Source organism: Xanthomonas sp. NCPPB 3005 (genome assembly GCF_041228095.2).
In the GTDB taxonomy this organism is placed as follows: Bacteria; Pseudomonadota; Gammaproteobacteria; order Xanthomonadales; family Xanthomonadaceae; genus Xanthomonas_A; species Xanthomonas_A bonasiae.
In genome coordinates, this window is sequence record NZ_CP166096.2 from 737724 (window position 1) to 752079 (window position 14356).

Consider the following 14356-nt stretch of genomic DNA (forward strand, 5'->3'; position numbering starts at 1 on the left):
ACCCTGGGCGCGGCGCAAGCGTTCGCGCCAGAACGGGGTAGAATTGTCACGTCTTGCCGAATTTTCCGGCGCCCCCATCTGGGTACCGCTATGGCCCTGCTTCCCATCCTCGAATTCCCCGATCCCCGCCTGCGCACCAAGGCGGTGCCGGTCGACCCTGCCGACGTGACCGCGCCGGCGTTCCAGCGCCTGCTCGACGACATGTTCGAGACCATGTACGAGGCCCCCGGCATCGGCCTGGCCGCGAGCCAGGTGGACGTGCACCAGCGCTTCATGGTCATCGACGTCAGCGAGGAGAAGAACACCCCGCAGGTGTTCATCAACCCGCAGATCGTGCAGCGCGACGGCGAGCAGGTGTACCAGGAAGGCTGCCTGTCGGTGCCCGGCATCTATGCCGACGTGACCCGTGCCGACAGCATCGTCGTGCGCTACCTGGACCGCCACGGCCAGCCGCAGGAACTGTCCGCCGACGGCGTGCTGGCGGTGTGCGTGCAGCACGAGATGGACCACCTGGACGGCAAGCTGTTCGTCGACTACCTCTCCCCGCTCAAGCGCGAGATGGTGCGCAAGAAGCTGGCCAAGGCGCGCAAGCACGTGGCCTGAAGGCCGGGAGACGGGAATGGGGAAACGGGAATCGTAAGAGCGGTGTCCGTCCATTTCCGGGTCCGCGCTTTTCCCATTCTCCATTCCCTATTCCCGGTTCCCAGCCTCCATGAAAATCGTCTTCGCCGGTACGCCGGACTTCGCCGTGCCGTCGTTGCGCGCGGCCGCGCAGCGCCATGAAGTGGTCGCGGTCTATACCCAGCCGGACCGGCCCGCCGGGCGCGGCCGTGGGCTGACGCCGTCGCCGGTGAAGCTGGAGGCGGTCGCGCGCGGCATTCCGGTGCTGCAGCCGGAGACCTTGCGCTCGCCGGAGGCGCTGCAGACTCTGCGTGCGCTGCAGCCGGACCTGATGGTGGTGGTGGCCTACGGCCTGATCCTGCCCAAGGCGGTGCTGGCGATCCCCACCCATGGCTGCTGGAACGTGCACGCCTCGCTGCTGCCGCGCTGGCGCGGCGCCGCGCCGATCCAGCGCGCGATCGAGGCCGGCGACAGCGAAACCGGGGTGTGCCTGATGCAGATGGAAGCGGGCCTGGACACCGGCCCGGTGCTGATGTCGCAGCGCACCCCGATCGGCGACAGCGAGACCGGCGGGCAGCTGCACGACCGGCTGGCCGCGCTCGGCGCGCAGGTGCTGGCCGACGGCCTGGGCCTGCTGCGCGCCGGCATCCGCCCGGTGCCGCAGCCGCAGCCGGACGCCGGCGTCACCTACGCGCACAAGCTGGACAAGGCGCAGGCGCGGCTGGACTGGCAGCAGCCGGCGGCGCAGCTGGCGCTGCGGGTGCGCGCGTTCAATCCGTGGCCGATCACCGAAGCGGTGCTGGCCGGCGAGCGCGTGCGCATCCACGGCGCGGTGGCGCTGGAGCTGGAGCATGCACAGCCGCCGGGCACGGTGCTGGCCGCCTCCAAGCAAGGCATCGACATCGCCTGCGGCCAGGGCGCGTTGCGCCTGCGCGTGCTGCAGCGCGAAGGCGGCAAGGCGATCACCGCGGCCGACTACCTCAATGCCCGGCGCGACCTGCCGGTGCTGGCCTGAGCCGGCGCGACCGCGCATGACGCAGCCGCCTGCCGCGCCGCCTGCCGCCGCGCCGCCGCCGCCGGGCGTCGCGCCCCGCGTTGTCGCCGCCCGCGTACTGAGCGCGGTGATCGACCGCGGCCGTTCGCTGAAGGCCGAGCTGGCCACCGCGCTGCCGGCGCTGCCCGATCCGCGCGATCGCGCCCTGGTCGAGGCGATCTGCTTCGCCGTGCTGCGCCGGCGCCCGGCCTACGAGGCCGCGCTGCGGCTGTGGCTGCAGAAGCAGCTGCCGCAGCGCGACGCCGAACTGCGCACGCTGCTGATGGCCGGCTTCGCCCAGCTCGACGTGCTGGGGTTGGCGCCGCACGCGGCGCTGTCGGCGACGGTGGAGGCGGCACGGGCGCTGGACCGGCCGCGCCAGGCCGGCATGGTCAACGCCTTGCTGCGCCGCGCGCTGCGCGACGGGCTGCCGGCGGTGGCCGCCGACGCCGGCTGGCCGCTGTGGCTGCGCGATGCGCTGCACGCCGACTGGCCGGGACAGGCCGAGGCGATCTTCGCCGCCAGCCAGCAGGCGGCGCCGCTGTGGCTGCGGGTGAACCGCCAGCGCAGCACGCGCGACGCCTATCTGCAGTTGCTGGCCGACGCCGGCATCGCCGCGCAGCCGGTGCCGGACCTGGCCGATGCGATCCGCCTGGCCGAATCGGTGGCGATGAGCGCCTTGCCCGGCTTCGCCGAGGGCTGGGTCTCGGTGCAGGACGGCTCGGCGCAGCAGGTCGCCGACGTGCTGGCGCCGGCGCCGGGCGCGCGCGTGCTAGACGCGTGCGCTGCGCCCGGCGGCAAGTCCGCGCACCTGCTCGAGCGCGACCCGACGCTGCGCCTGACTGCGCTGGACGTGGACCCGCGGCGCCTGGCGCGGGTGCGCGAGACCTTCGACCGCACCGGTGCCGGCGCGCAGGCGCTGCTGCAGGCGGCCGATGCGGCGCAGCCGGACAGCTGGTGGGATGGCGAGGCGTTCGATGCGGTGCTGCTCGACGCGCCGTGCTCGGCCACCGGCATCGTGCGCCGCCAGCCCGACGTGCTGCTGCACCGGCGGCGCGAGGACGTGGTCGCGCTGCAGGCGCTGCAGGCGCGGTTGCTGGATGCCGGCTGGCAGGTGCTGCGGCCGGGCGGGGTGCTGGTCTACGCCACCTGTTCCCTGCTGAAGGACGAGAACGCGCGCCAGCTGCAGGCGTTCCTGGCGCGGACCGCCGACGCCATGGCCGAGGATCCCGGCGCCGCCTGCGGCCACGCGTCCGGCGGCGGCCGCCAGCGCCTGCCCGGCGAGCAGGACCGCGACGGGTTCTTCTATGCGCGGCTGCGCAAGACGGCGTGAACCGGCCCCGGTATCATCCCGTCCCATGCTGAAGACCCGCGCGTCCCGAGAATTCTGGTTGCTGGCCCTGCTTGCGCTGCTGGTGCTCGGCGCGGGCCTCGGCCTGCGCGATCCGCACCCGGCCGACGAGCCGCGCTTCGCGCTGGTCGCCAAGCAGATGGTGGACAGCGGCAACTGGCTGTTCCCGCACCGCGGCACCGAGCTCTACTCGGACAAGCCGCCGATGCTGATGTGGCTGCAGGCGTCGTTCTACACGTTGTTCGGCAACTGGCGGGTGGCGTTCCTGCTGCCGTCGCTGCTGGCCGGGCTGGGCACGCTGGCCTGCGTCTACGACCTGGGCCGGCGCCTGTGGACGCGCCGGGTCGGCATGTATGCGGCGTATGCGCTGCTGTTCGCGTTCCACTTCACCTACCAGGCGAAGAAGGCGCAGATCGATCCGCTGGTGGTGTTCTACATCACCCTGGCCAACTACGGCCTGTTGCGCCACGTGCTGCGCGGACCCGACTGGCGGATGTGGGCGCTGGGCTGGTTCGCCGCCGGCCTGGGCACGATCACCAAGGGCGTGGGCGCGCTGGCGCTGCTGATGCTGCTGCCGGCCGCGGCGGCATCGCTGGCGCAGTGGCGCGGGGTCAGGATCGGCGCGCGCAATCCGCGCTTCTGGCTGGGGCCGCTGGCGTTCCTGGGCGCGGTGTCGATCTGGCTGGTGCCGATGGTGACCACGGCGCTGTCGGCGCACCAGCCCGAATACCGCGCCTACCTCGACGACATCCTGTTCCGGCAGACCGCCGGGCGCTACGCCAGGTCCTGGGACCACCCGCACGGGCCGTTCTACTTCTTCGGGGTGATGCCGAGCATGTGGCTGCCGCTGCTGCTGGCCTTGCCGTGGGCGATCCCGGCCTGGGCGCGGCGCCTGCGCCGGCGCGATCCGCGCTACCTGCTGCCGCTGGCGTGGTGGGCGCTGATCCTGTTGTTCTTTTCTATCCCCACCGGCAAGCGCGACGTCTACATCCTGCCGGCGCTGCCGATGCTGTGCCTGGCGATGGCGCCGCTGATCCCGGGGCTGCTGCGCAAGACCGGGGTCAAGCGCCTGCTGCTGGCGTTCACCGTGGTGCTGACCGTGGCGCTGGGCGGCGTCGGCGCGGCGATCCTGGCCGGGCATGGGTTCCGCGCGCAGATGATGGAGCAGCGCGGCGTCGATCTGCAGACCGTGCAGGCGCTGGCCTGGATCCTGTTGGCGCTCGGCCTGTGGGGCGTGGCCAGCCTGGCGGTGTTCGCGCGGCGGCGTCCGGAGCTGGCGATGGTGTCCACGCTGAGCATGCTGTGGGTGCTGGTGGGGCTGCTGGTGTATCCGCTGATCAATACGTCCAGCTCCGCGCGCGGGGTGATGGAGGCGGCCGGCCGCCGCATCGGGCCGGACGCGGAACTGGGCCTGGTGGCCTGGAAGGAACAGAACCTGCTGATGGCCGACCGCGCCGCGACCACCTTCGGTTTCGTGGTGCCGTGGGACGAGCAGTTGCGCCGCGGCGTGGCCTGGCAGGCGCAGGCGCCGCAGCGGCGCTGGCTGCTGGTGCAGGAGGCGGCGATGCTCGGCTGCGTCGATCGCCGCGCCAGCACCCTGGCCGGCGTATCCAACCGCCGCAACTGGTGGCTGGTGCCGGCCGCCGCCGTGCACGGCCGTTGCACGGTCACCACCGGCGACCGCGACCGCTTGCGCGAGCAGGACAAGGACCGCTTCGAGTGAGCCGCGGCCGCGCCTGCTTCGGTCTCGATCTGGGCGCCGCGCGGGCGGGAGGCGTGGCATGCCGCTGCGCCTGATCCGGGTCATCAGCCGCGACAACGGCGGCGGCCTGAGCCGCGACCTGCAGGTGGTCGCCGAGGCGCTGCGCAGCAGCGGCCGCTATCGGGTGGAGGTGCTCGGCTTCGGCACCGTGCGTTTGGCCAACCACCTGCGCGAACTGCGCCTGGCCCTGCGCAGCCTGTTGCTCGGCCGCGCCGACCTGCAGATTTTCCTGGAGCGGGTCTATCCGCGCTGCCTGGGCGCCGGCAGGCGCAATGTGCTGGTGCCCAATCCGGAGTGGTTCCGCCGCAAGTGGCTGCGCTGGCTGCCGCGTTTCCAACGGGTCTTGTGCAAGACCTGGCAGGCAGAGCAGCTTTTTTCCGCGCAGGGTCCGGCGACCACCTTCATCGGTTTCTGCAGCGACGACTGCTACCGCCCGGAGGTGCCGCGCGAGCGCGCCTGCCTGCATGTGGCCGGGCGCAGTTCGGCCAAGGGCACTGCGGTGCTGCTGCAGACCTGGGCGCGGCACCCGGAATGGCCGCGGCTGACGGTGGTGCAGAGCGCGAAGAAATCGCGCCCGATCGATGCCGAGAACATCGACTACCTGACCGGCTACCTGGACCAGCACGAACTGCGCCGGCTACAGAACGCGCATCGCTTCCACCTGTGCCCGTCCGAGGTCGAGGGCTTCGGCCACTACATCATGGAAGCGCTGAGCGTCGGTGCGGTGGTGATCACCACCAACGGCGCGCCGATGAACGAACTGGTGACCGCCGAGCGCGGCGTGCTGATCGAGCCGGTCGGCGAGCGCGAGGACAATTTCGGCGTGCGCTACCGCATCGACGCGGCCGGCATCGAGCGGGCCATGGCGCAGGCGCTGGCCCTGGCGCCGATGCAATGCGATGCGCTGGGCACTGCCGCGCGCACGTTCTTCGAGTCGCGCCAGCAGGAGTTCGGCGAGCGCCTGCAGGCGGTGGTGGCCGATCTGCTCGGCGATGCGCCGCCGCCGGCCACGTCGGCGCCGGCGGGGACCGGCCGCGTGCAGGTCAGGTCGGGTTAGGGGTCGTACTTGGATCATCGCCCCCCACCGTCCCCCCGTCCGTTCTCGCCTAGATGACCGAAGAAGCCCCGTCGCACCATGCTGCGCGGCCGCCGGCCGCATCCCATCGCCACCGGTTGGCCGAGTGGGGCGCCGCGCTGGGCCTGCTGTGCCTGCCGGCCCTGGTGGTCAGCATGCCGGGCGGGCTGCTGCCGTTCGGCCTGCTGTTGCTGGCGAGCAGCCTGCTGGCGCTGGGCCGCATGCGCCGCGCCGCATCCGGCCTGCAGCCCTCGCTGCGCTGGCTGACCGTGCTGGCGCTGCTGGTGATCGTGCTGTCGGTGTTCTCCCTGCTGTACTTCGGCCAGGCGCTGAAGGACATCGACAACCGCACCCGCTTTCTGGTGCTGCCCTGGACCGCGCTGTGGGTCTACGCGCTGCGCCCGCCGCGGCAGGGGCTGTGGTGGGGCGCGCTGCTGGGCATCTTCGCCACCCTGGTGCTGGCGATCGTGCAGGTGCTGCAGGGCCAGCCGCGTGCCGAGGGCTGGACCAACGCGATCGTGCTCGCCGACGTGGTGCTGGTGCTGCTGGTGGTGGCGGTGTTCTGCCGCCCGCCCGGGCGCTGGCCGTGGACGCTGGTGGCGCTCGCCGCCGGCTGCGCCACCATCCTGCTCACGGGTAGCCGCGGCGTGTGGCTGGGCATGTTGCTGCTGCTGGTCGCCACCGCGCTGTGCGTGCGCTGGCGCAGCGGCGTCATGCGTCTGGCGATCCTGGGCGCGATCGCGGCGCTGGCGGCGATGCTGGTGCTGAGCGTGCCGGCGCTGACCCGGCAGACCCGCTTGGCCGAGCTGCATCACGACGTGCAGCGCTACGAGCGCGGCGACAGTGATTCCTCGGCCGGGGCGCGCATCGAACGGCTGCAGGTGGCGGCGGCGACCTTCGTCGAGCATCCGCTGGTCGGGGTCGGCGTGGGCCGTTTCGACAACGCGATGCTGCGCCTGCCCGATTGCCGCAGCAAGACCTGGGTGGAGCGCTGCCATCTGGGCCATGCGCACAACGACCTGGCCGAATGGAGCGCGACCCAGGGCCTGCCCGGCACCGTGCTGATCCTGCTGGTCTACGGCGTGCCGCTGTGGCTGCTGCTGCGCCTGTACCGGCGACGGCCGCGGCGTGAGTTCCATGGCCCGGCCGCGACCGGGATCATGGTGGTGGCCGCCTACATCCTGTGCGGCATGACCCAGTCGATGTTCGCGCATCAGGTCACCACCGGCTTCTACGTGTCCCTGGTCGGCGTGCTGATCGGGCTGGCCGCCTGCGATGCGCAGGCGCCGCGCGTGCGTGCCGGCGCCGCTGAAGGCGCTGCCGGAAGCCGGTAGACTGCCGATCCCGCACCGCCGACCGGCGCGGCGCCGTCCGCGCCGCGACCGCAGGCTGCACCGCTGCCCCGGATACCGAGCGCCATGGCCGACGCCGCCGCGACCACCTTGCCGCTCAGCCTGGTGGTGATGACCTACAACGAAGCCGCCAACATCGCGCGCTGCCTGGACAGCGTGCCGTTCGCCGCCGACAAGCTGGTGGTGGACTGCGGCAGCAGCGACGACACGGCGGCGATCGCCCGCGCGCACGGCGCGCGCGTGGTCGAGCAGGCCTGGCTGGGCTTCGGCGCGCAACGCAACTTCGCCTCCACCCAGGCCGCGCACGACTGGATCCTGGTGCTGGACGCCGACGAATTCCTGTCCGACGCGTTGCGCGCCGAATGCCTGGCGCGGCTGCCGCAACTCCTGGCCGAAGACCGCCTGGACGCGGTGTGGCTGCGCCGCAGTACCTGGTACATGGGGGCGCCGATGCGCTGGTACCGGCCGATGGTCGGCGAACGCCTGGCGCGGCTGTACCACCGCGGCCGCGCGCGCTGGAGCGATGCGCGGGTGCACGAATCGCTGCGCTTCGACGGCGCCAGCGCCGAGTTCGCGCCGCCGTTCAACCACCTGCACAACCCGACCCTGGTGCACAAGCAGCTCAAGGTGCTGCGCTACGCCGAACTGAAGGCGCTCGGCTGGCGCGACAAGCGCAAGCCGGTGAGAATGTGGCAGAGCCCGTTCGTGTTCGCCGGCGCCTTCCTCAAGGATTACCTGCTGCGCCTGGCGGTGCTCGATGGCTGGCGCGGCTTCGTGGTGGCGCAGACCGCGGCCAGCTACGCGCTGTACAAGCGCATGCGCTACTACGAGATGCAGGTCAACCCGGCCTCGGTGGAACAGGTGCGGGCGCAGCTGCAACGGCACGATCTGGAGCACTGATGAGCAAGCATTACCTGCTGTACGGATCCGAACGCTATGCGCTGGCGATCCTGCGCCCGTTGCAGGCCGCGATCCGCGCGCGCGGCGACCAGGTGGCGTGGTTCTTCGACGGTCCCGGCGCCGCCGATCTGAGCGCCGACGAGCGCCACCTGGCGACCGTGGAGGAAGTGCTGGCGTGGAATCCGTATGCGGTGATCACCTCCAGCAACGCGGTGCCGCACTTCTTTCCCGGGGTGAAGGTCGAGACCTTCCACGGCTTCGACGCCGGCAAGCCGCGGCACATCTATGTCCGCGGTTTCTTCGACCTGTACTGCACCACCGGCCCGCGCGACACCGACGCATTCGGCGCGCTGGCGCGCAGGCTCGGCCACTTCGCGGTGAAGGAAACCGGCTTCCCCAAGATCGACCCGTTCATGCGCGAGATCGGCGCCGAGCTGGCGCCGGTGCGGCAACCGCCGGTGATCCTGTACCACTCCACGTTCTCGCCGTCGTGGAGCGCGGCCGGCATCCTCCACGACGAGGTCAAGCGGCTGTCGCGCACGGGCGAATGGCGCTGGATCGTGACCTTCCATCCGAAGATGGACCCGCAGATGGTGGCGCGCTATCGCGCGCTGGAGAACGACTACCTGCGCTTCGCCGACAACGACAACATCCTGGAGCTGTTCCCGCAGGTGGACCTGATGTGCTCGGACACCTCCTCGGCGCTCAACGAGTTCCTGCTCACCTACAAGCCGGTGGTGACGTTCAAGAACCGGCGTCCGGGCCCGCAGCTGATCGACATCGACGACCCCGCGCAGTTCGAGCCGGCGATCCGCCGCGCGCTGGCGCGGCCGCCGGAACTGATGGCGGCGATCCGCGACTTCGCCGACGGCCTGCATCCCTACCGCGACGGGCAGTCCAGCGAGCGCGTGCTGCGCGCGATCGACGACTTCGTCGCCGAGGGTGGACGCAATCCCAGGCGCAAGCCGTGGAATTTCTGGCGCAAGCTGAAGATCCGCCGGCGCATCGGCTACTGGGGGCGCGGCGCGCGTTGATCCGGCGCGTGGCCGGGTACGGCGCTCGCCGCTACCAGCGCAGCCGGCGCCGTGCCAGCGCGCGGCTCAGTTGCAGGTACAGCGCCTGCGCTTGGGCCTCGGGCAGCAGGCGCACCCGCAACGGCGGCTCGCCATGGCGGGCGCCGGCGGTGTCCAGCCACAGCGTGGCGGTGCCGCAGTAGCGGTCCAGCGGCGAGCGGGTCAGCTGCAGCGCCTGCAGCTTGTCGATCTCGGCCAGTCGCCACCAGCGCGTCCACCAGCCGCCGCGCACCGCCACGTAGCGCGCGTCCACGGCATATCCCATGCGTTGCGCCTGGCGCCAGGCCTTGAACGCCGACCACGGCAGCCACAGCAGCGCCAGCGCGGCCCAGGCACCGAACGGCCGCCACAGGCCGGCGCACAGCAGCGGCACCAGGCATAGCGCCGGCAGGCATAGCCGCCACCAGCAGCGCGTGGCGATCCCCTGCCAGTGCGGCGGCGGCCACGCGATCTGCGGCAGCAGCCGGTGCAGCAGCGCGTCGCACGCGGCCGGCGTCGCCAGCGGCGCCAATTCCTTCAGCGCGCGGCCCTCCTCGCCGTGCCCATCCATCACCGCGGTGTCGATGTGCAGGCTGCGCCGCCGCAGCAGGCGTTGCAGCACGCCCTCGTGCAGCGTCCAGGCCTGGATCCGGCGCCGCGCCACGCTGCTGCGCAGCCGCGTCAGCAGGCCGCGCTCCACGGTCAGCCGGCGCTCGCTCTCGCTGAGCCGGAAGCCGTGGTACTGCAGCAGCGCCAGCGCCATCGACAGCACGCGCATGACCAGCAGCAGCGTCGCCAGCATCAGCGCCACGCTGACCACACCGGCCATCCAGCCCAGCTGCAGGTGGCTGGCGTAGCCGAACAACTGCCGCCCGTAGTGCTCGATCGCATTGGAGACCATGCGCTCGGGGAACAGGTGATAGGTGGCGCCGAACGCGGTGATCACCACCACCATGCCGCGGTTGGAGATCAGCCCCTGGCGCAGCACTTCCGAGGTGGGCAGCGCCAACAGCACGTCGCTGGCCGACGCTGCGTCCGCCGACGCGGGCGCGGTCTCGGTGGCATGCGCGCGATGGCGGATCTGCCGCTCCAGCGCCAGCGCCTGGTCCAGCCGCAGCACCCGCATCTGCGCTTCCGGCTTGGTCCCGCCGGCCGATTCCAGCCGCACTTCGGCCACGCCGAACAGCCGATGCAGCAGCGACTGGTGCACGACCACGTTGTGGATGCGCGCGAACGGGATCTCGCGCAGGCTGCGTTCCAACCAGCCGCTGCGGATGCTCAGGCTGTCGCGGCCGATGCGGTACTGGTAGGTGAGGTAGCGCAGCAGCGACACCGCGATCAGCGCGCTGCCCACCAGCAGCATCATCAGCTGGTCGACATGGTCGTTGCGGCCGTCGCGCCCGCCGAACACCAGCAGCGCCAGCAGCGGCAGCAGGAAATGCCGGAGATGCTGCAGCAGCACGAACAGCCACGACCACGGATGCAGGCGCCGGACCGCGGTGTCCTCGGCGTCCAGGGCGGCGCTCACAGCGCGTCGTCGTCGTGGTCGAGCTGGTGCGCCAGGCGTTCGCGCAGGCGCTCGGCGTCGGCCTGGTCCAGGCCGGGCACGGCGACCGCGTTGTGCCGGGTACCCGCGGTGTGCACCACCAGGGTGGCCAGGCGCGCCAGGCGCTCCAGCGGGCCGCGGCGCAGGTCCAGATGCTGCACGCGCGAGATCGGAACGTGCACTTCGCTCTGCCACAGCCGCCCGCGGCGCAGGTCCAGGCCCTGCGCGTTCAGCCGCCAGCGGATCCGGCGATGGCGCACGAAGCCGATGCAGGCGCCGAACAGCGCGCCGAGCGCCGCGGCGCCGGCACCGATGAGCAACGCCTGGCGGCTGTGCAGCGAGAAACCGAAGATCGCCGCGCCGATCAGGACGCACAGGCCCAGCATGCAGCCGCCGCCGAGCGCGGCCAGCCAGGCACCGCGCAGCGGCAGCGGCAGCCAGGCGTCCGCAGGCGCGAACGCGATGGCGGCCTGAGGGTCGGCGCCAAGCGGGGCGGCGGAGGGGTCCAGGGACGGCGGTGCGGTCACGGCGGGCTCTCGAAGCGATGGGCGGGCACTGCGCACGCGCGCCGCGTAGGTCCCCGATCGTAACGCGGGCGGCGCCCGGCGTGCTTCGTGCGCGGGCGCGCGGCGTGGAAACCCTATCCGCAGCACGCCCGGTCGTTCGGCGTGCGCCGCTGTCGTCGCCGCCGGTGCTGCGCCGGCGCGGTTCAGCGCGCGGCGTGGATCAGCGCGTCCACATCCAGCGCATGGCCGGCACGGGCGGCCTTGGTGCGCAGATAGCCCTCGTTCTCGGCGGTGATCGCGCCGGTGATCGGGATGCGTTCGACCACCTCGATGCCGGCCGCGCGCAGACGCTCGGCCTTGGAGGGATTGTTGGTCAGCAGGCGCACGCGCTGGATGCCGAGCCCGCGCAGCATCGCCACCGCACCGCCGTAGCGGCGCTCGTCGGCGCCGAACCCCAACTGCGCATCGGCGTCGATGGTGTCCAGCCCGTCGTGCTGGTAGCCATAGGCGCGCATCTTGGTGGCGATGCCGGTACCGCGGCCTTCCTGGTCCAGGTACAGCAGCACGCCGCCGCCGAGCTCCTTGAGCTTGGCCAGGCCATGCCGCAGCTGGTCGCCGCAGTCGCACTTCAGCGAGCCGAACAGGTCGCCGGTGAGGCAGGAGGAGTGCACCCGCACCGGCACCGGCGCGGACAGGTCGGGCTGGCCGATCACGATCGCGACCTGGTCGCGCTGCGCCACGCCGCCGCGGAACACCACGAATTCGCTGCTGCCGAGATCGCGCAGCGGCACCTGGGTGCGGGTCACCAGTTCGTAGCTGCCGGCGGTGGTGGTCGCGCAGCCGTGTTCCAGGTCGTCCAGCTGCAGCGACTGGCAGCCCTGGAAGGCGCTGCTGTCCGCGCCCAGGTCCACCGCGATCATCGCCGGCAACAACAGGCCCAGGCGCGCGATCTCCACCGCGCCGGCATCCAGCGCATCGCCCGGCAGCCAGTGCGCCGGCAGCGTGCCGTCGCGCAGGTAGGCCAGCGCCGCCAGCGCGTCGTAGGACTGGCCGGCCAGGGCGATGCGCGCGCCCTGCGGCGCGGCCAGGCCCAGCACCTGCGCGCGGGTCGGGGTCAGGAACAGGTAATGCCGTTGCGCCGCCGCCTGGGCGAAGCTGAGGTAGGACTGCGCGGTGCTGCTGTCCAGCGCCAGCACCGCGCGCGCCTGGCCATGGTGCTCGATGACCACCGGGCGGCCGGCACGCAGCTCCGAGGCCGCGCGCTCGCTGCGGATCGCGGCGGGATCGCCGAAGGGGTGCGCGGAGGTGGGGACGGGGCTGGTCATGCACGACTCCAAATGGGGATCTCCGGCGCCGCTTCAAGGCTGGTCGGCGACGGCGCGCCGCGGTCGCGCCGCATGGGAGCGGGCGGGGCGGCGTGCCCGGGCGGCCATTGTCGCGTGGTTTGGCCGCGCCGCCAGCATCCGCAGGATGGAACGCACTGTGCGCCGTGCCGCCATGCAGCGCATGCAACCGCTGGCCGGCGCGCGGTCACTCACCCAATCGCGGCCGCAATCGCCCGGCAAGCGGGGTGGGCATGTTCAAGCGCGGTCGATTGATTTCTACTACGCCGGACCCGTTCTCCAGGACCTGCGCATGCACCTCGTCGAATGCACCGAACAGCGCCATGCCGGCGCGATCCTGGAGATCTTCAACGAGGCCATCGTCCATTCCACCGCCCTGTACGACTACCGGCCGCGCCCGCCGGAGAGCATGGCCGGCTGGTTCGCGGCCAAGCGCGCCGGCGGTTTCCCGGTGATCGGGGTCGAGGATGCGGCCGGCAGCCTGCTCGGTTTCGCCAGTTACGGCACGTTCCGCGCCTGGCCGGCGTTCAAGTACAGCGTCGAGCATTCGGTCTACGTGCACCGCGACCATCGCGGCAAGGGCCTGGGGCGGCGCCTGCTGCTGGCCCTGGTCGAGGCGGCGCAGGCACGCGGCGTGCACGTGCTGGTGGGCGGCATCGACGCCAGCAACGCCGGCAGCATCGCGTTGCACGAGCAATTGGGGTTCGTGCATGCCGGCACCGTGCGCGAGGCCGGGTTCAAGTTCGGGCGCTGGCTGGATCTGGCCTTCTACCAGCGCATCCTCGCCACGCCGGCGGACCCGCACGACGACTAGCCGCTGCGCGGGAGGCGCGACACCGCTAGTGCGGGTGCCTGGCCGTGGCGTAGGGGTTGGCTTCGGCCGGATCCGGACGCAGCGTGTAGCGCTTGTAGGTCCACTGGTACTGCGCCGGGTCGCGGCGCGCCACCCGTTCCACGCCCTCGTTCAACGCGGTCGCGGCGCGCAGCGGGTCCGGGTCGGCGATCGCCTCCGGCGCCGGCTGCACCTGCAGCGCGAATTCCAGGTCGTTGCCGACCCGCTCGCACCACGCGAACAGCACGATCGCGCCGGTGCGTTCGGCCAGCCGGTTGACCAGGGTCATGGTCAGCGCCGGCACGCCGAAGAACGGCGCGAACACGCCGTCGCCGGCCTTGGGTTGCTGGTCGGGAAGAATGCCGACCGCGCCGCCGTCCTTGAGCACCTTGAACAGCTGCCGCACTGCCGGGCCTTCGGCGCGCACCTGGCGCACGTTGTCGCCGCTGCGCACCAGTTGCAGGAAGGCATCGCCGACGTCGGAGGCCGGCGCGCGGTAGACGATGGCGATGTCGCCGCGCGAGGCCAGCCACTGGTTGAGCAGTTCCCAGTTGCCGAAGTGCGGCGCCGCCACGATCACCCCGCGGCCCGTCGCCAGCGCGGCGTCGTACAGGTCCTGGCCGTGGCGCTGGCGCAGCCGCGCCAGGTTCTGCGCCGGCGGCCGGGTCCACAGCACCAGGGTCTCGAACGCCTGTCGCGCGGTGGAGCGCAGCACGTCGCGGTGCAGCGCGATGCGCTCGCTCGGCAGCAACTCCGGATAGGCCAGCTCCAGGTTGCGGCGGGTGACCCGGCTTTCGCGCGCGTCCAGGCGCAGCCACAGGCCGGCCAGGCCGTCGGCCAGGCGCCGCAGCCACGGCCAGGGCAGGCGCGCCACGGCGGCGGCGCAGCGGTACAGAACGGTGGCGAGCGTTGCGGGTTTCATCGCGCCAGTTTATCCGCTCGGCCGGCCGTGCCAGGTCGACTGCGCCCGGATGACCCGATCG

General features: G+C 72.1%; 13 protein-coding genes. 9 read left to right on the forward strand and 4 right to left on the reverse strand.

What is annotated here, in order from left to right; genetic code table 11:
- Positions 1-90: 90 nt before the first annotated feature.
- From def to AB8810_RS03375, 8 genes are all read left to right on the forward strand, one after another.
- Positions 91-603 carry a peptide deformylase gene (gene def, locus AB8810_RS03340; protein WP_179567704.1) on the forward strand — a complete coding sequence of 171 codons (513 nt, stop codon included), beginning with the start codon at positions 91-93 and terminating at the stop codon, positions 601-603.
- 109 nt (positions 604-712) lie between these two features.
- Positions 713-1636, forward strand: coding sequence for a methionyl-tRNA formyltransferase (gene fmt / locus AB8810_RS03345; RefSeq protein ID WP_369915553.1), 924 nt, complete (start codon positions 713-715; stop codon positions 1634-1636).
- 16 nt (positions 1637-1652) lie between these two features.
- Positions 1653-2987 (forward strand): 16S rRNA (cytosine(967)-C(5))-methyltransferase RsmB, encoded by a 1335-nt coding sequence (gene rsmB, locus AB8810_RS03350; RefSeq protein ID WP_369915554.1) that lies wholly within the window; start codon positions 1653-1655, stop codon positions 2985-2987.
- Positions 2988-3012: 25 nt separating this feature from the next.
- Positions 3013-4728, forward strand: coding sequence for a glycosyltransferase family 39 protein (locus tag AB8810_RS03355; RefSeq protein WP_206256705.1), 1716 nt, complete (start codon positions 3013-3015; stop codon positions 4726-4728).
- 58 nt (positions 4729-4786) lie between these two features.
- Positions 4787-5824, forward strand: coding sequence for a glycosyltransferase (locus AB8810_RS03360; protein WP_369915555.1), 1038 nt, complete (start codon positions 4787-4789; stop codon positions 5822-5824).
- A gap of 53 nt (positions 5825-5877) precedes the next feature.
- Positions 5878-7176: an O-antigen ligase family protein gene (locus AB8810_RS03365; protein ID WP_369915556.1), complete on the forward strand. Its 1299-nt coding sequence runs from the start codon at positions 5878-5880 to the stop codon at positions 7174-7176.
- 84 nt (positions 7177-7260) lie between these two features.
- The gene (locus AB8810_RS03370) at positions 7261-8094 is read left to right on the forward strand and encodes a glycosyltransferase family 2 protein (protein ID WP_369915557.1); all 834 of its coding nucleotides are present in this window, start codon (positions 7261-7263) and stop codon (positions 8092-8094) included.
- The gene (locus AB8810_RS03375; RefSeq protein WP_369915558.1) at positions 8094-9128 is read left to right on the forward strand and encodes a CDP-glycerol glycerophosphotransferase family protein; all 1035 of its coding nucleotides are present in this window, start codon (positions 8094-8096) and stop codon (positions 9126-9128) included. Before AB8810_RS03370 ends, AB8810_RS03375 begins: the two co-directional genes overlap by 1 nt.
- A gap of 31 nt (positions 9129-9159) precedes the next feature.
- On the opposite strand, the gene AB8810_RS03380 is transcribed toward AB8810_RS03375, so the two are convergent.
- The 3 genes from AB8810_RS03380 to ribA all read right to left on the reverse strand — a co-directional run bounded on the left by AB8810_RS03380 (position 9160) and on the right by ribA (position 12523).
- The gene (locus tag AB8810_RS03380; protein ID WP_369915559.1) at positions 9160-10674 is read right to left on the reverse strand and encodes a PH domain-containing protein; all 1515 of its coding nucleotides are present in this window, start codon (positions 10672-10674) and stop codon (positions 9160-9162) included.
- Positions 10671-11219 (reverse strand): PH domain-containing protein, encoded by a 549-nt coding sequence (locus AB8810_RS03385; RefSeq protein WP_369915560.1) that lies wholly within the window; start codon positions 11217-11219, stop codon positions 10671-10673. Before AB8810_RS03385 ends, AB8810_RS03380 begins: the two co-directional genes overlap by 4 nt.
- Before the next feature lie 182 nt (positions 11220-11401).
- On the reverse strand, positions 11402-12523 hold the full coding sequence (gene ribA, locus AB8810_RS03390; protein WP_179567674.1) for a GTP cyclohydrolase II RibA: 1122 nt from the start codon (positions 12521-12523) through the stop codon (positions 11402-11404).
- Positions 12524-12833: 310 nt separating this feature from the next.
- Here ribA and AB8810_RS03395 point away from each other — a divergent pair, with 310 nt between their 5' ends.
- Positions 12834-13355 carry a GNAT family N-acetyltransferase gene (locus AB8810_RS03395; protein ID WP_179567672.1) on the forward strand — a complete coding sequence of 174 codons (522 nt, stop codon included), beginning with the start codon at positions 12834-12836 and terminating at the stop codon, positions 13353-13355.
- 25 nt (positions 13356-13380) lie between these two features.
- Here the strand turns inward: AB8810_RS03395 and AB8810_RS03400 are convergent, their stop codons facing one another.
- Positions 13381-14295 (reverse strand): lauroyl acyltransferase, encoded by a 915-nt coding sequence (locus AB8810_RS03400; RefSeq protein WP_206230881.1) that lies wholly within the window; start codon positions 14293-14295, stop codon positions 13381-13383.
- Positions 14296-14356 lie beyond the last annotated feature (61 nt).